The sequence below is a fragment of the Spirosoma migulaei genome (genome assembly GCF_054776855.1).
Genome location: NZ_BAAHBG010000031.1, coordinates 60,994 through 82,913, shown reverse-complemented (window position 1 = coordinate 82,913; position 21,920 = coordinate 60,994). Strand labels below are relative to the sequence as shown.

20 protein-coding genes are annotated in these 21,920 nt (G+C 48.7%); 13 read left to right on the top strand and 7 right to left on the bottom strand.

The window, feature by feature from the left end; all coding sequences use genetic code 11:
- Nucleotides 1-80 precede the first annotated feature (80 nt).
- Entirely contained in the window at nt 81-1,628 is a 1,548-nt protein-coding gene (locus ACYVGO_RS29310; protein WP_460972335.1) for a serine hydrolase, read from the top strand.
- Between the two features lie 228 nt (nt 1,629-1,856).
- On the opposite strand, the gene ACYVGO_RS29305 is transcribed toward ACYVGO_RS29310, so the two are convergent.
- Both ACYVGO_RS29305 and ACYVGO_RS29300 read right to left on the bottom strand, forming a co-directional pair.
- Nucleotides 1,857-2,069 carry a hypothetical protein gene (locus ACYVGO_RS29305; protein WP_460972334.1) on the bottom strand — a complete coding sequence of 71 codons (213 nt, stop codon included), beginning with the start codon at nt 2,067-2,069 and terminating at the stop codon, nt 1,857-1,859.
- 251 nt (nt 2,070-2,320) lie between these two features.
- Entirely contained in the window at nt 2,321-2,677 is a 357-nt protein-coding gene (locus tag ACYVGO_RS29300) for a hypothetical protein (RefSeq protein WP_460972332.1), read from the bottom strand.
- A gap of 367 nt (nt 2,678-3,044) precedes the next feature.
- Here ACYVGO_RS29300 and ACYVGO_RS29295 point away from each other — a divergent pair, with 367 nt between their 5' ends.
- The gene (locus ACYVGO_RS29295) at nt 3,045-5,279 is read left to right on the top strand and encodes a PAS domain-containing protein (protein WP_460972331.1); all 2,235 of its coding nucleotides are present in this window, start codon (nt 3,045-3,047) and stop codon (nt 5,277-5,279) included.
- A gap of 554 nt (nt 5,280-5,833) precedes the next feature.
- Here the strand turns inward: ACYVGO_RS29295 and ACYVGO_RS29290 are convergent.
- The gene (locus tag ACYVGO_RS29290) at nt 5,834-6,241 is read right to left on the bottom strand and encodes a hypothetical protein (protein WP_460972330.1); all 408 of its coding nucleotides are present in this window, start codon (nt 6,239-6,241) and stop codon (nt 5,834-5,836) included.
- A 372-nt stretch (nt 6,242-6,613) separates the two neighbouring features.
- Between ACYVGO_RS29290 and ACYVGO_RS29285 the strand changes: the two genes are divergently transcribed.
- From ACYVGO_RS29285 to ACYVGO_RS29255, 7 genes are all read left to right on the top strand, one after another.
- Nucleotides 6,614-6,964, top strand: a complete 351-nt coding sequence (locus tag ACYVGO_RS29285) for a hypothetical protein (RefSeq protein ID WP_460972404.1) — start codon at nt 6,614-6,616, stop codon at nt 6,962-6,964.
- Complete coding sequence (locus ACYVGO_RS29280) at nt 6,882-7,055, top strand: response regulator (RefSeq protein ID WP_460972401.1); 174 nt, start codon at nt 6,882-6,884, stop codon at nt 7,053-7,055. The genes ACYVGO_RS29285 and ACYVGO_RS29280 overlap by 83 nt, the downstream gene beginning before the upstream one ends.
- Nucleotides 7,056-7,227: 172 nt before the next feature.
- The gene (locus ACYVGO_RS29275; protein WP_460972329.1) at nt 7,228-9,627 is read left to right on the top strand and encodes a sensor histidine kinase; all 2,400 of its coding nucleotides are present in this window, start codon (nt 7,228-7,230) and stop codon (nt 9,625-9,627) included.
- Nucleotides 9,624-10,808, top strand: a complete 1,185-nt coding sequence (locus tag ACYVGO_RS29270; protein ID WP_460972328.1) for a response regulator — start codon at nt 9,624-9,626, stop codon at nt 10,806-10,808. The genes ACYVGO_RS29275 and ACYVGO_RS29270 overlap by 4 nt, the downstream gene beginning before the upstream one ends.
- A 120-nt stretch (nt 10,809-10,928) precedes the next feature.
- A complete protein-coding gene (locus tag ACYVGO_RS29265; protein ID WP_460972327.1) occupies nt 10,929-11,225 on the top strand; it encodes a hypothetical protein in 297 nt (98 codons plus the stop codon).
- A 110-nt stretch (nt 11,226-11,335) separates the two neighbouring features.
- Nucleotides 11,336-11,902 (top strand): DUF308 domain-containing protein, encoded by a 567-nt coding sequence (locus ACYVGO_RS29260; protein ID WP_460972326.1) that lies wholly within the window; start codon nt 11,336-11,338, stop codon nt 11,900-11,902.
- A 155-nt stretch (nt 11,903-12,057) separates the two neighbouring features.
- Nucleotides 12,058-12,525 (top strand): hypothetical protein, encoded by a 468-nt coding sequence (locus ACYVGO_RS29255; RefSeq protein ID WP_460972325.1) that lies wholly within the window; start codon nt 12,058-12,060, stop codon nt 12,523-12,525.
- A 48-nt stretch (nt 12,526-12,573) separates the two neighbouring features.
- Here ACYVGO_RS29255 and ACYVGO_RS29250 read toward each other — a convergent pair whose 3' ends face one another.
- The 3 genes from ACYVGO_RS29250 to ACYVGO_RS29240 form a co-directional block, all read right to left on the bottom strand.
- The gene (locus tag ACYVGO_RS29250) at nt 12,574-12,993 is read right to left on the bottom strand and encodes a hypothetical protein (protein ID WP_460972324.1); all 420 of its coding nucleotides are present in this window, start codon (nt 12,991-12,993) and stop codon (nt 12,574-12,576) included.
- A 951-nt stretch (nt 12,994-13,944) separates the two neighbouring features.
- Nucleotides 13,945-14,355, bottom strand: coding sequence for a DUF2147 domain-containing protein (locus ACYVGO_RS29245; RefSeq protein ID WP_460972323.1), 411 nt, complete (start codon nt 14,353-14,355; stop codon nt 13,945-13,947).
- A gap of 460 nt (nt 14,356-14,815) precedes the next feature.
- Complete coding sequence (locus ACYVGO_RS29240; protein WP_460972322.1) at nt 14,816-15,064, bottom strand: SpoIIAA family protein; 249 nt, start codon at nt 15,062-15,064, stop codon at nt 14,816-14,818.
- Nucleotides 15,065-16,277: 1,213 nt separating this feature from the next.
- Here ACYVGO_RS29240 and ACYVGO_RS29235 point away from each other — a divergent pair.
- The gene (locus tag ACYVGO_RS29235) at nt 16,278-17,609 is read left to right on the top strand and encodes a DUF2254 domain-containing protein (RefSeq protein ID WP_460972321.1); all 1,332 of its coding nucleotides are present in this window, start codon (nt 16,278-16,280) and stop codon (nt 17,607-17,609) included.
- 15 nt (nt 17,610-17,624) lie between these two features.
- A complete protein-coding gene (locus ACYVGO_RS29230) occupies nt 17,625-18,023 on the top strand; it encodes a DUF1622 domain-containing protein (RefSeq protein ID WP_460972320.1) in 399 nt (132 codons plus the stop codon).
- Between the two features lies 1 nt (nt 18,024).
- Here ACYVGO_RS29230 and ACYVGO_RS29225 read toward each other — a convergent pair whose 3' ends face one another.
- Nucleotides 18,025-18,231 carry a hypothetical protein gene (locus ACYVGO_RS29225; RefSeq protein ID WP_460972319.1) on the bottom strand — a complete coding sequence of 69 codons (207 nt, stop codon included), beginning with the start codon at nt 18,229-18,231 and terminating at the stop codon, nt 18,025-18,027.
- 459 nt (nt 18,232-18,690) lie between these two features.
- Here ACYVGO_RS29225 and ACYVGO_RS29220 point away from each other — a divergent pair, with 459 nt between their 5' ends.
- A complete protein-coding gene (locus ACYVGO_RS29220; protein WP_460972318.1) occupies nt 18,691-20,397 on the top strand; it encodes an OmpA family protein in 1,707 nt (568 codons plus the stop codon).
- Nucleotides 20,398-20,784: 387 nt separating this feature from the next.
- The gene (locus tag ACYVGO_RS29215) at nt 20,785-21,828 is read left to right on the top strand and encodes a YrzE family protein (RefSeq protein WP_460972317.1); all 1,044 of its coding nucleotides are present in this window, start codon (nt 20,785-20,787) and stop codon (nt 21,826-21,828) included.
- The last annotated feature ends 92 nt before the right edge of the window (nt 21,829-21,920 follow it).

The window sequence follows — 21,920 nt, the reverse complement described above, 5'->3', positions numbered from 1 at the left end:
CCTAATCATCCCACTGGACTCTTAATACAGTTAACTTATTATACTTTATCAACGGAGTATTTATCCCTCGTCTAGTCTTTATGAGAAAACGTTATTGGTTACACTTGATTCTGCTTGGCCTTGCACTCCCCGTTTTTTCTCAAACGCCTGCCTTTATTACCGATAGCCTTGAGGCCTACATTAAAAAGGGGATGGCCGATTGGCAAATACCGGGCATGGCTATTGCCTTAGTCAAAGATGGGAAAGTTGTTTTGGTTAAAGGATATGGTGTCCAAGATGTATTGAAAACCACTCCAGTGGATGAAAATACATTGTTTCTGATCGCGTCTAATACGAAATTGTTCACGGGAACAGCACTGGCGCTTTTGGATGAGCAGAAAAAACTATCCTTGGATGACAATGTAATAAAATACCTGCCTGACTTTAAATTGCATGATCCTACTGTCACCCAACTGGTAACGATCCGGGATTTGGTATCACACCGGTTAGGGATGTCCAATTTTCAGGGGGATTTTTTGTTTTGGGATACCGACTTAACCCGTCAAGACGTGGTGCATCGGATGCGACTGATGGTTCCACCAAACCAGTTTCGTCAGGATTTTGGATATTCCAATCAAGGCTATGTAGTCGCTGGGGAGATTATCCCTAAAGTGAGTGGAATGAGTTGGGAAAAATTTAGCGACACCTTTCTCCTAAAACCACTTGCAATGAATCGTACGTTAATGTTAACGGCGGGCATTGAAAATCAAACTAACCTCGCTTTGCCCTACACGACGTGTTGCAACACGGACGCCAAATTGACGCGGGTGCCTTTCGATAATTTAGACAACCTGGGTCCAGCTACAGGTATGGTATCCAGTGCGGGCGATATGGCTAAGTGGTTGATGATGCAGCTCGATAGTGGCCGCCTGGAGGGGAAACGTATACTGCCCTGGTCAGTACTGGATAAAACTCGTACTGCAAATACAATTGTGAGTTCCGATAGAATGACTTTGTTTCCTCTTGGGTTTCAATTCTATTGTTTAGGTACGGGGCTACTAGATTATGCAAGTCAATCTGTTTTTGCCCACGCTGGAGCCTGTTCTGGCTATAAAAGTACGACCACGTTAGTGCCGGGAATAAAATTGGGTATTCTGATCCTGACCAACCAGGACAATAACAACTTTCATGAAGCACTCCGATTTCAGATTCTCGATGCTTATCTAAAAGTCCCCTACACCAACCGCCATCAATATTACTTTAACCGGGCTAAAGTTAGGGATCAAAAAAGTCGAGATGAAATTAAGGCACTTGTTCGGAGAGTGGAAAAAAATAATAAGCCTGTATTGCCGTTATCCGCATTTACAGGTGTGTATAAAAATAAGCTATATGGGACTTTAGTAATCGCTGCGGATTCGGTTAAGGAAGGAAAACAGCGATTAACGATTCACTTTGAACATCACCAAAACTTAATTGCTTATCTGGATTACATGGATGGAAGTGAATTTAGACTTTCCTTTTCCAATCCTCGATTTGGCATTTTCCCCATAACCTTTACAATTTCCAAGAATCAGGTCGAACACCTTGAAATTAAGGGAACTGACTTTGTCGATCATGATGCTTATGAATTTATAAAAGTAAATCAGTAACAGTTTTTTACGGATTCAATTGGTTTAGCATGAACAATTTGTAGAATCGCTTACTACAAACTAATTAGTTCAACAATTGGATTTGATTGGACAAGCCGTTGAAAATGGGTCATATATATCGTTAACCAGGAAATAGGTTAGGTTCTGAACGCAAAATAAAAGAGCCTTGAGAAAAAAATGCGGTCTATGGCCTCAAAGCTAATTAGCCTGAGTTTGATTTGGCTCTTCTTAGCTAGCTTCCTCAACTTGACGTACAAACTCTTCGGTGGAGATGACTTGAACATAAGGCTCGTCAGCTTCATCTGGTGCATCGAAGGTAGGTTGTTGTGGATTCATGGGACGGTTGGAAACAGGGTTTGTAATTAAATTGAATGCTATTAAAAAAAAGTCAAAAAAATCATCACTGCTAAGTTTCAACTCACCGAAACCAAAAACTGCCAATTTGCAAGGTTAACCTACTTGCTATATCCAAATATGGACTTGCTTCCTTCGACTGGAGGGTTTTTTGAGCAGATTTAAGGACGAGCCACTTCGGCGGACTCATTAAATTTTGACTCTTTTAAAAATAAACGCAACGGCGGACCGTGTGTTTGATGAAATATTCAAAAAGATAGCTCTCGAGTTGCTTTATCTAAAAGGCTTGGTTCGATAAGCCGCTGATGAATTGCGTAGCCTACCGAACTAATTCTACCTCACTTATTTGTCGGTTCAAAGACTATTCTTCGATAACTGGAAAGGTTATGGGCTCCGTTATCTGTAACTTCACAAATCACCTGAAACAACTTTCCGTAAGCGTTAGTTGTGCCAACTAATAAAGCTTTATTCGTATTGCTATCCTCAATTTTGATATCTTCAGTGAAAGTGCCAGCTTCAGACATTACCCACCATTTAAAGGTCAAATTATCCCCATCCGAATCATATGTTTTTGACGCGTCGAGTATTAGTTTTCTGCCTGGTTTTTCTGTATTTGTCAATATAGCAATGCCCTTGCTTCCATTAATAGAAATAATCAGGTTCCGACTCCTCTTCCTATATTTTGCCCAATCCATACGGGTAGCAAAATTGTTAAAAAAGGCTTGATAGAAGTATTTTATATAAATCTAAAAAAGGGGGCCAAATTCGTTATCTCAAATACGAGTTGCTTCAGTAGGCATCAATGATTGATAAAAATTGAGGTAGGCTTCCAATCGTTCATATAAGTCAAAAATAGTAACACATTCATGAACAACTTAACTGAACGGGTTTATTGAACGCAAAAGACCTGTTTTCGACCACTCCCCTCCTACTCGAGTACCGTTCAGAAAAACGTCCGAATAAAATTAGGATAAGACAGTCGGGTATCGATGACCGCTTTACCGGATTCGCTATTAATGCAGTATCTTTGATGAGCCTACTTCAACGGTATCTTATCAGTAAATGGAATCACTCTCACCCTTGTCTGATGAGGACAAGCGAATCAGCGCGCTGGTAAACTATCGAATCTTGGACTCATTGCCCGAAGCCGATTACGAGGCTATTGTCCACTTAGCCGCCCAAATCTGTCAGACACCGGTCTCGTTAATTAGCTTCGTGGACAAAGACCGGCAGTGGTTTAAAGCTACGCACGGAATTGGCCTCAGTCAAACACCCTTAGAGCAAGCCTTCTGTGCGCATAATATCCTGAACCCGGCTACCACGATGGTAGTCCAAGACGCCCGCCTGGATGAGCGGTTTGCCGACAATCCCCTGGTGACGGGCGAGCCCCACATCGTATTTTACGCCGGGGTGCCCTTGGTAGATGAGCAGGGAATGGCCTTGGGCTCGCTCTGCGTGATTGACAATCAGGTTCGGCAACTGGACGCCGGGCAATTGGCTGCCCTAAAAACACTGGCTCGGCAAGTAATCAATCTATTGGCCCTACGAAAGGCCAACCAACAACTTTCGGACCAAGCTCGGCAAAGTCAGGTCCAGGCCCAGACTCAAACCCGATTGCGATTAGATTCTGATGAGGCCCATCAACAGATCGAGGCTAGTCAGCATCAGTTGCTTAGCCTTTTCGAGCAGTCACCCGTTGGCATTGCTATTATCGATGAGCAGAATCTGACATTTCAACTGGCCAACCCCTTCTATGGCCGGTTAGTGGACCGAGCACCTCAGCAACTGGTTGGCAAGCCCCTACTGGAAGCCCTGCCCGAACTAGCGGGTCAAGGCTTTGATGACCTGCTCCGGCAGGTTATTGCGACCGGTGTCCCCTTCATCGCCAGTGAAGTAGCTGTCGAGCTATTGCGCAACAATCAACTCGAAACCATTTACGTGGATCTAACGTACCAGCCCCGGAAGGAAGGAGCTGAGCGTCCCGTGTCGGGTATCCTGGTTATTGCCACCGATGTTACCGGGCAAGTCAAGGCTCGTCAAGCCCTGGAGAGGGAACAGCAACAGCTGCGACAAAGCGAAGGGCGGCTACGGGCGGTACTGGAAAATCTGGCCGACGGCCTCTACATCGGGGGGCTGGAAGGCATTACGTTGGTCAATCAGGCTGCCCTGGAACAACTGGGCTTCACCAGCCCACAAGAACTTAACCGTCATATTGGTACGCTGGCTGAGGAGATTCAGACCCGCGACTGGCAGACCGGTGCTGCCATTCCAGTCGAGCGGCAGGCATTTGCCCGGGCGCTGGGTGGCGAACGGGTGGTAGAGGACGTGTTGATTCGGCACCGGCTAAGCGGGGAAGACCGAATCATGCGGTGTGCGGCTACCCCGGTGGTCATAGAAGGGCAAGTGGTGGCAGCGGTGGCCATTAATACGGACATAACCACTCAGCGTCAGGGAGAAGAAGCACTTCGTCAAAGCGAGGAGCGCTACCGTCAGTTGGCCAGCGAGTTGGAATCACGCGTCCAGTTGCGGACGGAGGAGTTAACCCAGGCCAACACCGATCTGATACGGTCCAACCAAAACTTAGAGCAATTTGCCTATATTGCCTCGCATGATTTACAGGAACCCCTGCGCAAGATTCAACAGTTTGGCGACCTCTTAAAAAGCCGTTACGCCAAACCCGAAGGGGAAGAACTAATTTACTTGGAGCGCATGCAGACAGCGGCTAGCCGCATGTCGATCTTGATTAAAGACCTGCTGGCCTTCTCCCGAATTGCGACCAGTCAAGTACTTGATGAGCCTGTACCCTTGAGCGAAGTGGTCAATCAAGTCTTGGACAGCTTATCGGTGGCCATTGAGGAGAGCAAGGCCCAGATTGACGTGGATGATTTACCGACGATACAAGGTGAACGAATGCAGTTAACTCAACTCTTTCAGAACCTATTGGCCAACGCGCTTAAATTTCGACGCCCCAACTTGGACGGGACATCAATTATTCCCCAGATTTCCGTTCGTGCCCGTCAGTTAGCCAGAAGTGAGTTACCCACTTCGTTGCTGCCCGCTCGATATGCCGACAGGTATCACCTGATCGAGGTGAAAGACAACGGCATTGGCTTCGATGAGAAGTACCTAAATCGCATCTTTCAAGTGTTTCAGCGTTTACACGGTAAGAATGAGTTTGCCGGTACGGGAATTGGTTTGGCCATTGCGCAGAAAGTAGTCACGAACCATGGGGGAGCGATAACGGCCAGCGGTAAACCGAATCAAGGGGCTACGTTCTGTGTGTATTTTCCAGCCTAGTTGGTGTTTCATATTGTTCAGACGCGTCAAAGAGAGCTCCGTTTTAAGCGGTAACCAGCGGCTTACTCGGTCTCGATAACGCTCCTCCTTGAGACAAAACTGTATTCATACGATACGGTAATTTAGGGGTAAAACGTGTCCGATGAGGCCACTTGAGCACAATCTCCTTTTTCTTGGAGGAGAAGTCATAAAATAGAATGAGGCTAAACCTACTTCGATGAATCCGCCGGTGAGCGTCGTGACCATGGCCTGCGTGTTAGAGGCGAACTACCCACAAGCGGACAAGCCTAAGCCCCCCCTAAGAGCTAAACAATTTATCCCCTTACAGCGGGAGGAAGGTTAAGTATCGGCCTCCGATACTCATCAACATACATTCAAAGAACCAAGCTGGCTTTACACCTAGTTTGTCAGTTTTTCGATCAGATATAATTAGGCAAAGCTAATCCTGATATAGCGTTGTCAAATTAGATGAAATGGATTCTCCGAGAAGATGGGAAAAACATGGTGGATTAGGTTTCTACTTAAGACTTATCTGACGATGTGAGTTTATAAAGTTAAGCTGTTTTAGCCCCCGCGTTACGTAGTAATTCGGTAGCACGTTTGGCTTCAGCAGTCGATCGAATTCTTACAGTTACAGTAGCAAGGCTGCGAAGCGAGTTAGCCTGGGCGCTTGTGCCGGAGTCATTCTCGTCCCGATCAAAGGGTCCGTGTCCGGATTCATCTACATTGCCAAAGAGCGAAAACAGAAAATGCCCTGATGTGGGTTTGTCCAAACCAATTTCTCCATCCGTAAAACCAGACTGGGGGAGACTGGTATTATCCACAGTTGGCAGTATTGGGGTAGGTTGCGTATTCATGCTTAAAGCCTCTCGGGTAAAGCCACTACCCAATAGTAGCTGAACGGCCTGTTGTGCTTCGGCTACGTGTTCAAAAAAGCCAGTAACCATTTGTCGTAAGGCCATTAGTAAATTGCTTGATTAAACCAGTGAAATTAAGGTGGCTTCAGGTAGCTGAGTGGGGAAAAACTGCTTCCATTTAACAGCACTAGTTAAAAGTAGGACGTTTTATAAAGGTAATGAATCATAACCCGCCCAACTATGATAACGGTCAACTAGATCAATGACCGTTATGGAGTTTGATAATCGGCCACGGATTTCAACAAACTTCCCATCCAGCTACTCTGTTGAAACCGTTAACAGGAATCCGTTAAGACGCTGGGGTTAACAGGATTGGAATCCGAAACCATCATATCCGAGGCTGATATCCATCATTGTTTGCTTTACCAGTACGTTTCACCTTTGTACTGTACCCGTTTAAACTCTACCACTTAATCAATGAAAACAGCTACCTCCATAGTTTACATTGCCGACGATGATGCTGATGACCGCTATTTCCTTCGTCAGGCCATCCAGGCCACCGATCCGTCGATGATGATCGTCGAAGCGGAAGATGGTGATCATTTGCTGAAGCTACTGGACGGTTGGATACAGGGTCCTGAACCCCATCCGGTACGGTTAATCCTGCCGCACCGGCGGACCGTTCGACATGAACATGCCCAAATCAAATGGATTAGAAACGCTACTGAGCCTCAAGGCAAATCCGTTGCTGCAGCATATTCCAACGGTTATGTTCTCGACATCCGCCTGCCCATGCCAGGTGGCGGCAGCCTACCAGAGCGGCATTAACAGCTATATTCAAAAACCAGTATCCTGGCTGGAGTTGCAACCTATTGCCCAGGCCCTCAAAGTCTGTTTTCTAAACGCCGGCATGAATTAATGGCCCACTAATTCCTTGTTCGAGCCAACCCTACACAGGCAGATAGTTAGTCATAATAGGTCCCGCAGGCTTACTTTTTTTGTTGATACTGAACACTTTAACGCTTACCAATCTACTGTTGTAAACAAGACTTCGCAGGAATAAACTTGATGAAAAAAGCAACGTGGCAGCAATGAATACCGATACCTGGGCTTTTCTGGCTGGGGGAGGGGAGATGGGCGAACTCATCCGCACCAACGACTGGTCTCAGACAGCCATTGGCCAGCCTGACCAATGGCCAAACCCGTTGCGCATTGTTTTGAGCCTATTGCTCCATGCGCAGGCCCCTATGTTCCTGTGGTGGGGTTCTGAGCTGATTCAGTTCTACAATGACACCTACCGCCCCAGTCTGGGCTCGAGCGGCAAACATCCGACGGCCCTTGGGCAACGGGGCGTGGAGTGCTGGCCTGAAACCTGGCCAACCATCAAGCCGCTGATCGACCAGGTGCTGGCGGGAAACTCCGTCGGGGCCGAAGATCAGTTGATACCGATTTATCGAAATGGCCGGCTCGAAAACGTGTACTGGACCTTTGGCTACAGCCCAGTCCTGGATGAAACCGGACAGGTAGCCGGCGTCCTGGTGATCTGTCAGGAAACGACCCAAAAAGTAGCGTTTGCCCGGGAAAGCCAGGAACGGTTCCGCTTTGCCATCGAGGCAGCCCAGTTTGGCATCTGGGATGTAGACCCGGTTAGCAATAGGGTGCATTGGGACCAGCGAAGTGCAGGGTTATTTGGGCTAAGCAGTAGTCAGGCGATTCCCTACCAAACTGCTATTGGCTACATTCACCCCGATGATAAAAACCGAGTAAATGAAGCCGTTCGCAGGATAATGAGCCCCCATTCAGACGGGCACTATGACCTTACCTACCGCACCATCGGAGCCGAGGATGGAATCCTGCGCTGGGTTCGGTTCCAGGGCCGATCGGTCTTCAATTTGGAGGGCGGACTGGATCGGTTCAGTGGGGTTGCTCAGGAGGTTACCCAGGAAGTACTGGCCCGCCAGGCTGTAAAAGCTAATGCAGACTATCTGCAGCGGGTGTTTCGCTCAGCCGCCGTTGGTATGGCCATTTTTGAGGGTCCCCAGTTTGTGATTGAAGTAGCGAACCCCAGCGTTTGTGCCATCTGGGGACGTACCGAAGCCCAGGTGCTGGGCAAACCCTTATTCGAGGCCCTACCCGAAGCCGCTGGCCAGGGCTTTGAAGAATTGCTGGCGGGCGTCATGGCGACCAGTCAACCGTTTGTGGGCAAGGAATTACCCGCCATTATTTACCGGCAGGGTCAGTTCACTACCGTTTATTTCGATTTCGTCTATGAACCCTTGCCCGAAGCTGACGGACGGGTGACGCGTATTCTGGTAACGGCCAGTGACGCAACCGAGCGTCGACGGGCGAGGCATCAGATAGAGGCAAGTGAAACCAAGTTGCGGACGTTGTTTGCTCAGGCACCGGTAGCCATTGCCATCCTGCGTGGACCGGAACTGGTTTACGAAATGGCGAACCAACAATACCTGGGCATGGTTGGCCGCGATGATCATAAGGATCTGATTGATAAGCCAATGCTGGTGGCCCTGCCCGAATTAATTAATCAGGGCCTTGATAGCCTGCTCCAGGAGGTCATGCGCACGGGAGAAGCCTTCCGGGCTACTGAACGTAGTATCGAGCTTTTTCGGAACGGACAGCTGGAGACCGGCTATTTTAATTTTAACTATGAACCCCTGCAACAAATTGATGGTGGGGAGCAACCTGGCGCTGTTTCCGGCGTATTTGTTATGGCCACTGAAGTGACCCAGCAGGTACTGGCCCGCCAGCAAACCGACAACCTCCTGATTCGGGAACGGGAATTGAATGAACTGAAGTCAAACTTTGTCACCCTGGCGTCCCACGAGTTTCGCACGCCCATGGGCACGATTCTCTCCTCGGTCTCCCTCATTAGCCGCTATAATGGGCCGGATGAAGCCGATAAACGGGAGCGGCATGTACAGCGTATTAAATCGGCCGTACTGAGCCTGACGGGACTGCTGAATGATTTTCTTTCCCTCAGCCAGATGGAGCAGGCAACCCTGTACGGCCACCCCCACCCGCTCGACATCCAGCTGTTCTGCGAAGAAGTCATGGAAGATATGGAGGGCATTATCAAACCAGGTCAACGGCTGGTCTATCAGCACCGGGCAGGCCAGACGAGCTTATCGATCGATAGCCAAATGCTAAAGAACATTTTGATTAACTTGTTGGTGAATGCCAGTAAGTACTCAGCCCATGGAAAAGAAATCGAACTAACAACGGCTGTTGACGACCGGCAATTGATCATTTCGGTCAAAGATGAAGGCATTGGAATTCCTGATACGGATAAAGACAAGCTGTTTATCAGCTTTTTCCGGTCTCGTAACGTAGCGAATGTGGAAGGGACGGGGTTGGGGCTTTATGTCGTCAAACGCTACGTGGATTTGCTGGGTGGCACGATTTCCTTTACCAGTGAGCTAAATTCGGGCACCACCTTTACGATCCAGTTACCATTAACTACGTCAACCCCATGAAAACTATTTTAGTCATCGAAGATACCCCTGATATGCGGGAGAACATCGTCGAGATTCTCCAACTGGCTCCCTACCATGTGTTGCAGGCCGCCAATGGCAAACAGGGAATTGCTCTGGCCCGCCAGACGCGCCCGGACTTGATTCTGTGTGATATTATGATGCCCGAACTCGACGGCTACGGTGTTTTGCATATTATGGGCAACGATCCCGCGCTAGCCGATGTGCCGTTTATTTTCTTAACGGCTAAGGCCGAACTGACTGATTTTCGCTATGGGATGAACCTAGGGGCGGATGATTATCTAACCAAACCCTTCGACGACCATACGTTACTGAACACGGTGGCGGTCCGGCTCCAGAAAGGGGAACGTGGCCAAACCGAGCCCGTCCAAAATCCTGTAGGTTTAGAGAACCTGACAAGTGCCCTCTTACAGGAAGCCGATACTGTCCAATCCCTCTGCGATAACTACCCAACCACTCAATTTAGGCAAAAGCATCGGCTTTTTACGGCGGGTAGCTGGCCGACTGCCTTGTATTTTATCTGCCGGGGTAAAGTCAAATTGTCCAAAATCGATCCCAGTGGTAATGAGTTCATCACGATGCTGTTCGGGGCGGGTGATTTTGTGGGTTACCTGGCGCTGCTGGAAGAAACGGTTTACCCCGAAACAGGCGAACTGTTGGAAGATGCCGAGGTATGCACCATTCCCAAAGCCGATTTTCTGGCCCTGATTTATCACAACCAGGCGGTGGCCAACCGATTCATCCGCCTGCTGGCGGGGAATGTAGCTGCGCATCAGGATCGGTTGCTCCAACTGGCGTATCAATCGGTCCGTAAACGGGTTGCCGAAGCCCTGCTGATGGTTCAGCGCAAATATTATTCGCTACCCACCAATTCTGGCCAGTCAGAAAGTCGCCCCACCGACGGTTCGGAAACTCCACCGTGGCCAGACCACACCAGCGGTCCCCGTGTCCCCGCTGGTACCCGCCAAGCGACTCACTCGAAAGATGCCAATACATCGCCACCCATGACGCTTTCGCGCGAAAACTGGTCACACCTGGTAGGAGCCTCTACTGAAACGGTCATCCGAATTTTAAGTGATCTACGCACCGAGGGCCTGATTGACGTGAATGGCAGTCAGATCACCTTGTTGAACATTGACAAACTCACCCAACTTAAGCGCTGATACACTATGACGCGCAACAGGTGGATGCCTGTTAAGCGTCATGGCGCTATCTGACGAGGAATGGTAGGGGTAGACTCATGGCTCGGATAGTTTAAGTACCTGATCTTTGTTCCAACGGCTATGAACTTATTTACCAAGTCATCACCACTTCTAAAGAACCAGCCATCACGCGCTTTTACGGAATTCTATGATCGGTATGCTCCGCCACTTTGGGGACTTATTTTACTCGCTAATCTATCTCCCTCCCAATCAGAAGCCATTTTAATCAATACGATGCTCAACGTCTGGAAACAGGTTCACTTACCAATCCAGTCTGACACGTATTATTTCCCGCAGATTCTGCGAGTAGCGTACAGGGAAGGCTTACCCAAAAATTCAACGTTAGTATCGACACTACGGCAGACACGTCATGGGTAAGAAAAAGGGGTTTTAGAGTGCTACTGGCTACTCGTTATCTGCCCCTTTGAGGTGGATAGCCAGAGTGGGAGAAGCTCCGATTTGACTACTTGATACCAGAACGAATACCCATGAAAACAATCATCCAAAACACAAGCCAACCCTGGTGGCTCATGCAGCTACCCAACGGATGCTACCTTGTAATGGGCCTACTGCTACTATTTATGAATCCCATTCAGACTCCAGGTACGGGTCTGTTGAGCGGCCTGCTGGTATTGGCTGGCTTTAGTCGGGTAATTGTGAGTTCTCGTCGGCGCCATAAAGGGCAGCCAAATAACAACTGGTTTGTTTTGGCGAGCATTCGGGATATCCTATTTGGGCTTACTTTACTGACTATGATGGATGTATCCCTGAAGAGCTTGGTCAATAGCCTGGGGCTGTGGGCCCTTATCTATGCCTTTGTGCAAGCGGTTGAAACGATGTTTTACTTTCTGGGCACCCCTGCCAGCGCAACGAAAGGCTACTGGGTAGGAGTTATCCACTTTATTTGTGTACTACTGGCGGGGGGCTTTGCGTTCATGCTGATGCTGGGGCCACAAGAGCGACAGACGGCACTTCGATTTGGGAGCCTGTTTCTGATTGGGCTAGGCATTGTCCAAGGCCTGTTAACTCACCAATTGCGGACTGGAACAACCTAAGTTCACGCACACAAATACCATTACCAAACGAAGTTTACATAGCCTACCTGGAATAGTATGGTTGCCTACTGAATCAAAACAAGCAATGAGCGGCTGATCTGGTGGGCGTTCGAGTAGGTAACAAATCTATTTTTAATCTTAAACGCTTAGCTAAAATGGGACTTACTGTCATTGGGATATTTAAGACGACCTCAGCTGCCGAGCAGGCTGTTGAGCAATTAATTCGTTTCGGTATGCCTCGGAACACGATAGAGCTTTCACACCAGTTGGGTACCACCCTCATGGATGATGAACTGGTGCCTGATCCATCTACAAATGAAAGTGGCCTACCCGATGAAGCGTTGCTTGATGAAACCGCAACGGGCGGAGGTAGCCTCCGTAGCTTCTTGAGTTCGCTGTTTGGCGATGACCCGGATCAGACCGATACATTAGCCCAGGTCGCAGCTACGGGTTCGGTGGTTACGGTGCACGCGCCCACCGATTCTGACGCCAGACAGGCGGCCAATATACTAACCGACAACGGGGCTTTGAATGTCACCGAGCGCATTGGTACGTATAATCTAGCCAGCTCAATAACGCATGCCGCCGAAAAAGCAAATCCTGGCCGTACCCAAATCACGTAAATGGGTACGGCCAGGATTTGGCGATAGAAACGAGAATGAGCAAACAACTTACTGGCGGTTTGTCGTCAGGATTATCTCACCGGATGGGTATTGAAGACTGACATCATTCTCCGCCGTGATGAATACACGGGTAGGTTCGGCTACGGCTGTCGCACTCACTTCCCCTTTCATGGTTTTGGAGAGAAATCCCGACGACGTATCGATCTGGCCTAACTTTTTCACTGAATTTCCGCTGGATTCCATCCAGACCAGATATGATTCCCTGGCGGGTGTGAGTTGTTTAGGATCGGCCAGATTGAGCACTTCTACGTTGATGACATAATTTTTATTCTTGTCCTTCTTGACTTTTACCTCGCCCGTAGCAGCCGGGACTACGGATGAAGTGACGAAGTTCATCTTCGTGGTTGAACAAGCTCCCGCAAGCAGGCCCACACCGAGCGCAAGGGTAATTAATTGAATCGTTTTCATACGTTTTTGATTAATTGTTTAACAGGCAAATTAGCAGACCGGCATTCATTTCATAACCTCTAATCAATTCAGGTACTTTGTCAGGACCCCTTACTCGTTGGATCAAGCCGGTCCCTTCCTGACTAAGCGTATCGTTTCGATGAAGTAGACTAGGTCGACAAGAAAATGACTGAGGATTAGCTAGACCTTTTTTTGGCTAGTACCCATACAAAGGTAGACGGGTCATATAGTATTAACTATGACACTGGTCACGTGGTCTCATGATGGTTATTTACCTACCAGCCCAATCGATGCTCGATTAAATCGGGCAGATTTGGTAATACGTACGAAACAGAATTGGGGATGACTGGACGGCTTTAACTCCCCTTTAGTCGCTTAGATTATCTACACGAAGACGACCGTATGGAATAGGTTATGGAGAGTGGAACCCGGCCAAGGATGCAAGCGCCTAAAGCGCCGGCAAACAGCCAGATGAAGGATAGGAATCTGGCTGTATTTTGCCTCTACGTATTCAGTATCCAAATTCAAACGCCAGCTACCAGTCTGAATCATCTCTGCGGATTGCTGATCGTGTCGGTACTCGGTAAGGGATAAGTGTTACGAATTGGACGGTGTTCGACCGTATTGTTCGTCTTTGATCTTACTAACATTTTTCTGTTTATGAGCTAAACATCGACAAAGCAAGGCAGCAACTGAAATGGCTGCTGCGCTAGACACTGATGACGACCCAGGTCACAATCATTAAAAAAAACTAAAGGCCCGTCTGCTCGTCTAGTATAACGAAAACGGCCTTGACCGAATGATCTGAAGGAGAAGCAAGATTAATGAACGATTTGACCATCTTTTTGTAGACAATGCGCTGGGTACTATTGGCACAAGTAGTTGCTAAACCAGTTTGAATGGCTAAATGAGTAAAGTTTTACCCATTGATGGGCCGTCGCCTACAGACAGTTAGTGTCTTGTTTGCCTAGTCATAGTGAATTTTCGGTGCAATAGTTTAATGCCTTTGTATATGGTTACGTTTATAGCATTCGGCTCCGCCAAGTGAACTTCAGCGCTCAGATGAATGCCTGTTTTAGGATGTATTAATTGCCCCCCCGTCCAGACCTCTCCATCGTAGTGGAGATCAAGAATGAGAATAGCCCCTTTTACTAGGCCAAAATTTTCCTCACCAGCTTGGTCTACCTCGGCAACGCGGGCAAAATAGAAGTCTCCTTTTCTGAAAATATCGACACTGGACCCCCTAGAAGGAAATTGCCATCGGCCTACGATCTGGTCAGCCTGATTGTCCGGTACGAAGCCTAATACGCAGAAAATTGATACTATAAAACTGAAGACATTCAAATAAACAATTAGTTTCATTATAAATTGGATCTTTACTAAACAGAAATTGAAATGCAATTAAGAGAACGACAAGGTATAATTGAATATGACTGAGATAAGATTAACGCCGGTAGAGGAATTGTAGACTCATCCTGAAGGCGCATGGACTGATTCGCTGGTTTGAGAAAAGTCTGTATTAGGACGCAGCGGGTTGTTTCGTTTCCTGATTTTTCGCGACAGGCGATTTTTGTGTCAGGTTATCATCGGTTGGATCATCAGCGCCAAGAACCCCATGCGGAACTGAATCCAGACGCTCAATAATATGTTGATTTGCCGGTAACTCAGGAAAAGCTGTTGGTCTTGTCCGGAAATAAGAATACCACTACCAGATTCATTGGCCCCTGTAGCCGGTGAGTAAAAGCAGCGTTGGGTTTTTATGGTTGATGAATTTAATGGATGAAATTCGGCTTGTTTTCGGTTAAATCATTCAGCTTTTGATTCATTGACGAGCCTCTTCCTTCTCAGCCAGCAAAAAGTGTTTGGCGTGAATACCGGGAAACAAATCAGCCAAGAAGGTTGAGATCTTTGTCCAGGTATCGTCAGAAACGAAAGCCGCTTTATCAACATCGGCAAGGTGCGACACGTCAAATTTTAGGTCAACCAGAGCCGCTTTAACCGTAACGGCATCCATATCGTCTGCTTTGATGTACTCGCGCAGTTTATCCAGCGTATCGCATTTGCGGTCCAATTTTGCGGCCTAGTGTTTGATATCGTCTTTCGTAATCGTACTACTCATGCGGAAGCCAACAATTTTGTCATCCTGAAAATCAATGGGCGTAATCATAAGAGTTATGACTTAAAGTAAGTAATTTGGTGGCAAAGTCCACTAAAATCCAGTTTAAACAAAGCCCCAGAGATAAACTGTCTGCCTGATCTGGATTAAACCGGGATTTAGTCTAACTTGATTGAAAGGTTACCCTGCATTTTGTTGATTCTGATCTACCTCGCCTAATTCAGTACATACGCAATAGTAAGCCTAGTACCGAAAAGAAGCGATTTACGCTCCTTTCTGTAAGGTGACCAAATGTATTGGATTCCACTGAAGTTACTAATGATGGTAATCATCATGCCTAATGATAACCATCATCCTACAAATTCCGCTCTGTTATTTTGCTGATTGATACCTCGTCAGTCCCCCACTTAGGACGTTGGAATACTACATGGGATAAGCGCGTCAATTCATTGCCTGACAGACGCTCATTAACCAGCTAAGTAGCTCTATTGGAAAGCCATTACCCATCATAGGGCAGGATGATGGATGTCATAGACAAGACAATCGAATACGTCTACATTTGTCAGCTAAGTAACTAGATCAACTACCACGCCTGCTCCCTTATGATTTTGATTAGTAATCCGCGTTTCGGGAGTTACACCGACTTGTTCTATGCTATTATCCAGGATTTATTTCCGAGAAGTATACCCAGCTTAAATTTTCACTTTTTACGCATACGATTATGGCAAAACTGGTCAATTATTTTTTAAATGAATAGGGAATCTAACGAATCTTCGGTTTTCCCGGTGACGAGATTTACTAGCTCATGGACACAATGGACCGCAGGATGATACACTTGATTTTACTCAGATAGGTCACGAAGAAATGACCACCATTTGTTCATGAACAGGGAAATACCAGTACGATAAAAAACGGATGAGTAATGTGATCGAGGTCCTAAAGGCTGACGTCCGCGCAACGAACGGTGTGTTCTATTCCGTCAATCGAATACTACAGCGAATTGTGAACAAAGGCCCTATTATGCGCTAAGGATTGTTGTCGAGCGGCCATTTCCTGTAATCTCACTTAGTCGTTTAATCGGTTGATTAAGCGATTTTTATGCTTATTGCTAGCCGTTCTAACTATTCGGCTGCTGGCAGGTTAGCTTAATAATCTTTTTGCATTCCAAATGCCTACCCGATTTCGTCAATACTGGCAACAACTTCAGGAATCGCTCTGGTTTGTGCCGGGTTTGATGGTTCTGTTCTCCTTCGGTCTAGCCTACGGGCTGGTTGAGTTTGATGCCAATACTAGTTGGCACGGGGCCAAACGGTTCCCGCTTCTATTCGCTTCGGGGGCCGATGGCGCCCGGGGGATGTTGTCGGCTATTTCGGGCTCCATGCTGACCGTAGCAGCACTGGCTTTTTCGCTCACCCTATCCACAATTTCGCAGGTGAGCAGTCAGTATTCACCCAGGGTGTTACGTAACTTCATGCGGGACCGCGTCAATCAGGTCGTCATAGGCTATTTCGTCGGTGTCTTTGCCTACTGCCTGATTGTGCTGGGCACCATTCGGGGAACCGATGAGGTCAAGTTTGTGCCGTCTACGGCCGTGTTAGTTGGTCTGCTGCTGGCGTTAGGGGGGGTAGCGGCGCTGATCTTCTTTATTCATCACATTGCCGAATCCTTACAGACCGGTACGATTGTTCAGCATATTTTTCATGAAACGGGCAAAGCCATCGTCGAACTGTTTCCGGATCAGTTTGGCGAGCCGATTGATGATCCTAAAAAGGCCAAAGCCGCTTTAGAATACACCGATGGACAAATGGGCTGGCATCCAGTCAAAACCAATCAGTCGGGTTATTTGCAATTGATCAATACGGAGGGACTACTCAAATGGGCAACGAAAAACCAGGTCGTGCTCCGTATCGAGAAAGAAATGGGTGCCTTTGTGGGCGAAGGAACGGTACTCTTCAGCGTTCGCAGTGGCATGGAACGTCCCGACCCTGAGGAAGCCGACTGGCCCGCTGATCTGATGGATTACGTTAGCATTGGGCGGCACCGGAACGTGGAGCAGGATGTAGCGTTTGGTATTCAGCAACTAGTTGACATTGCGCTGAAAGCACTCTCGCCCGGCATCAACGACACCACCACCGCCATCATGGCCGTCGATTACCTCGGCGCCGTTAGTGAACAATTGGCCCACCGCGAGTTTCCGGCCAGGCTGCGCTCCGACGGGACGCATCTGCGGATACTGGTGCGGAGCATGGACTTTGATGACTATATCCGGCTGGCGTTCGATCTGCCGCGCATCAATGCCAAGGGAAACCATGCCGTGCTCCGGCGCTTGCTCCGGGCGCTGGCCTTGGTCAACGAAGCGGTTTGCTCCGACGACCGGAAGCCGATTTTAAAGCAACAGGCCAAACTGCTGATGGATTCTGCCGACCAGACGCTGAACACCGATTACGAAAAGCAGCAGGTGCGTGATCTCTATAAAAAGCTCATGAAATCGTGGTCCTGACTGGCTATTCACCCAATGGAAGAATTCATTAAAGCCACTACGTTCCTGCTGGCCCGCTGGATTGAAGCGGGTGCGGCTATCGTCATTGCCATTGCGTCTCTGCGGTCGTTAGGAAACTTTTTATACGCAATCGTTACCGACCGGAGCCTGATGGTTCCCAAAGAAGAGATCCGGTTATCGCTGGGGCGTTCACTGGCCCTGGCCTTAGAGCTGGAGTTAGGGGCCGATATTCTGAAAACGGCTGTAGCCCCGACCTGGAATGACATTGGTCTCTTAGCCGCTATTGCCGTACTGCGAACGGCGCTCAACTACTTTCTGGAGCGCGAACTACGTAACGCCGAACAGCGGAGCGGGGCATCGAATCATCCAACCGAGTCAGGTGCGGCCCTGATAGATTCACGAGAAGAATCCTGAATTATTGAAACGTATCTGGCTGCCTAGAATCTGGCTTGCCAATAGTAGTCAGCAAGTTTATTAATCGGTCTTGCGTCGGCTTATCGACAACGGTTATGTACTGGTCCGCTACCCTAAAAACGTACTCATTCAATTGCCGATCCCAAATCGATTTGGCATCAGACTGTTTATCAGTCGTTTCGGGAAATTCCAGTGTAAAAGGCCACATAAGGTAGAGTTACTAAGTGAATTCAATACGAATACTACTACGCTGGCCTCTGGTTATCTTCCCCGGCGAACATACAAACTTACTTGACTAATCTGATCATATTTATGACCCGTATCACCGGGTCTTATGACCAATAGCAGTCAGAAGAACATCATTACCCCACATACACAGCGGTTCCAACTAAGGTAACCATCAGGTCTGGTGATGATGGTCGTCATAGTTATGCCGGGAGGGTCACGTCTACCTTTGTCATTCGTTGCTGCTCCATCTTGTCAGATTCATGGCCAGCTCTGCCCAATGGCACCGGCTATACTGGCTGCAATGAAGCTAAGTAACCCTGCGTCTCCCACACAAAATTACGGCATCAACCGGTCCATATTCCAATTCGGAAACAGGCCTCTACCGACTTTATCGGTTCGCCATGACCCGAATCGTAAGCTCAACACCCTATAAATACCTATGGCAACGACAACCCCATTGGACCATCTGCGGTCTGTTTTTACCCCATCCGCCGTCAACGATCTGGCCCACAGCCTGAATGAAAATAAGGCGAACACCCCAAAAGCAATCGATGGGCTTCTGCCCACCGTAACGGCTGGTGTCATGAATCGTGTATCGGACAACGATGGCGCAAAAAAGCTGTATCATCTGCTCAAGAATACGCCCTTCAGCACTGAACCAAACTTAGGTGAGTTGGTGGATACCGCCAGCGAACGACAAAAAGCGGCCGAATCGGGGAATGCCTTACTCAAAAAATTGTATGACCAGCGGGTTCACCAGGTCGCTCAGGAAACAAGCAAGTACAGTGGAATCGGCTTAGGATCGGCCACTACCTTAACCGGGCTGGTTGCCTCCGTATTAATGGGCTTTTTGCATAAACAGGTAATCGCCCGAGATTTGACCGAGGCTCAGTTAGCCGCTATGCTCCACAGTGAAGGCGATGCTACCCGCTCGGTCATACCAGCCATGTTTGGTGTTCCACTGGCCTGGTTCATTGGTACACCGTTTCCTGCCGCCACCCCGGTTGTTCCGATTCGGGAGGAAGCAGCACCGGCTGGCGGTATGCTTTGGTGGAAATGGCTGCTTATCGGCCTGGGGTTATTCCTGTTAACTTTAGTTTTGCTTCGTTATTGCAAACCGGACAAATCCACGGCTGAACAGGCAATCGGGTCAGGCGTGGCCGCAGCAACCGACACGGTGGCCAACGATATGGATGGGAATGTAGATGGCTCGGGCATACCTGACGTAAAGGTCGGTGTTGATTTACCGGGTGGTCGAAAACTGAACGTTGCCGAACGCTCCTTCAATTACGGACTGACCCAGTATCTAGCCGCCAAAGATGGGCAGTATCCCAGGGTGTTTGCGTTCGATAACCTGACTTTCGAGCCCGGTTCGGCTCAAATTACGGCTCAGTCCCGTCCCAACGTGGATGATCTGATCCAGATTATGCAGGCGTATCCTTCGCTCCGCATCCGCATCGAAGGTAACACCGACAGCACCGGCACCGATGCCCACAATGACGCCCTGTCCGGCCAGCGGGCCGAAGCCGTTAAACAGGCTCTGGTCGCCGGGGGTATTGAGTCGGGCCGCGTAGCCACGCGGGAACGGGGTGATACAATGCCGGTAGCGACGAACAAAACCGAGGCCGGACGCGAGCAAAACCGCCGGATCGATGTGGTCGTCCTGAGTGTAGATGTACCTTCCGCCGGGCCAAAAGTACGCGTAGCGGTCGATGCAACGGGTGGCCGCAAACTAATCCTGACCGATCAATCCTTTACGTACCAGTTAGCCCGCTATTTAGCGACAAAAAACAGTCAGCCTAATAAATCATTTCTCTTCGATGATCTCCGGTTTGACACCAATACCGCCCGGATTACGCCCGATGCCCAGGCCGAAGTGGATGATCTGGCGCAGATTATGAAGACCTACCTCAAACTGCACATCCGCATTGTCGGCTATACGGATAGCGTCGGTCCTGAGTCGGTTAATAAACCGCTTGCAGCTGCCCGGGCCAATTTTGTCAAAGCGGCTTTGGTAAAGGAGGGAATTAATAACAGCCGGATAACGACCAGCAAAGAAGGCGAAGACGATCCCATTGCGACCAACCAAACCGCTAAGGGACGGCAACGAAACCGGCGCGTCGAGATCGTCGTGACTCAGTTGTAATAAGCGTCTGGGTGTGCTAACAAGGTGTGGACCCGTATAAAGAATAGGCGATGACGTGACACCCATCATAGCGCACAGTGATAACGCTCATAGGGTGTCTATATCGAGGGACGTACTTTTGCCACTACCTCATCATCACATACGGGAATTATGCCCAGTGGCATTCTATCCCGCCTATTCACAGGAATTACCCACACCTTCCTGAACACCCGTAACGGCCAAGCCTCATTCCTTAACCAGTTTTGATCATACCCGTATCAGGTGTGTCCCTACAGATTGCTTTCTGATTTACTCAATACGTGACGAAGTGTTCAATGCCGTGAAAAGACCAATGGCAGGATGGCCTAGTTTTTCTGCCTTACTCAACTGATAAACAAGTAATACGTTATGGAAACAACAGCTTTATACCAGGACCGCCCGAACCGGCTGGATTTTATGAAACGAATTTCCTGGAGCGCCGTATTTGCCGGTGTTCTGGTGGCCATCGTTACTCAGATACTCCTAACCTTATTGGGTCTGGGCATCGGCCTGGGCACGATTGATCCGGTGGAAGAACGCAACCCGATGGCAGGTTTAGGCATCGGGAGCGCCATCTGGTATATTGTCAGCAGCCTCCTCTCCCTGTTTATTGGTGGCTGGGTAGCGGGCCGACTGGCAAGTACGCCCCGGCTCTTCGATGGGATGATTCATGGCGTGCTGACCTGGTGTCTGGTTACGCTACTGACCATTTATTTTCTGACGACGACGCTGGGTAGTATTATTGGCGGTGTGGGCAAATTGGTGGGTGGTATCGTTAAAACCGCCGGTTCAGGGATAGCGGCTGCCGCGCCCGGTATCGGCAATGCCGTTCAGGATCAGCTTCAGGCGAACGGGATCGATATGAATAATATGAACCTGACGGATCTGAAAAGCGAAGTCAACACCATGCTTCGTCAGACGGGTGATCCGGGTCTGAACCCCAACACGCTGGAACGTAAAGCAAACCAGGCCACTGACCGGGCAGGTAATGCCGTTGAGCGGGCCGCATCGAATCCGCAGGCTGCTGACGAAGTCGCCAGCAATCTATTCAGCCGCCTGTTCAAGCAGGGCCAGGCAACGGTCAATCGTGTGGACAAAGAAGATGCCGTTAACGTATTGATGAAGCGAACGGGCAAAAGCCGGGCTGAATCAGAACAAATCGTTGACAACTGGATCAATACGTATCAGCAGGCAGCCGCGAAATTCGAACAAACCAAACAAGAGGCCGAAGTAAAAGCCCGTCATGTGGCTGACGATGCCGCTTCCGCAGCCTCCAAAGCGGCTATTTATGGCTTTTTTGGCCTATTGCTTGGAGTCGTTGCCTCGGGTTTCGGCGCTCGAATGGGTACGGATTCAAAAGACGAGTATAATCAATACGACCACCCGATTCAGGAGACGCAGACGGTGCGATAGAAAAAACTACGTGTATAGGGTTGTTTTGTTTCCCATTTGGACTGGGGAACCGTAGTGATTGACGATCGAAAAGGGGCTGAGCACTTGCCCAA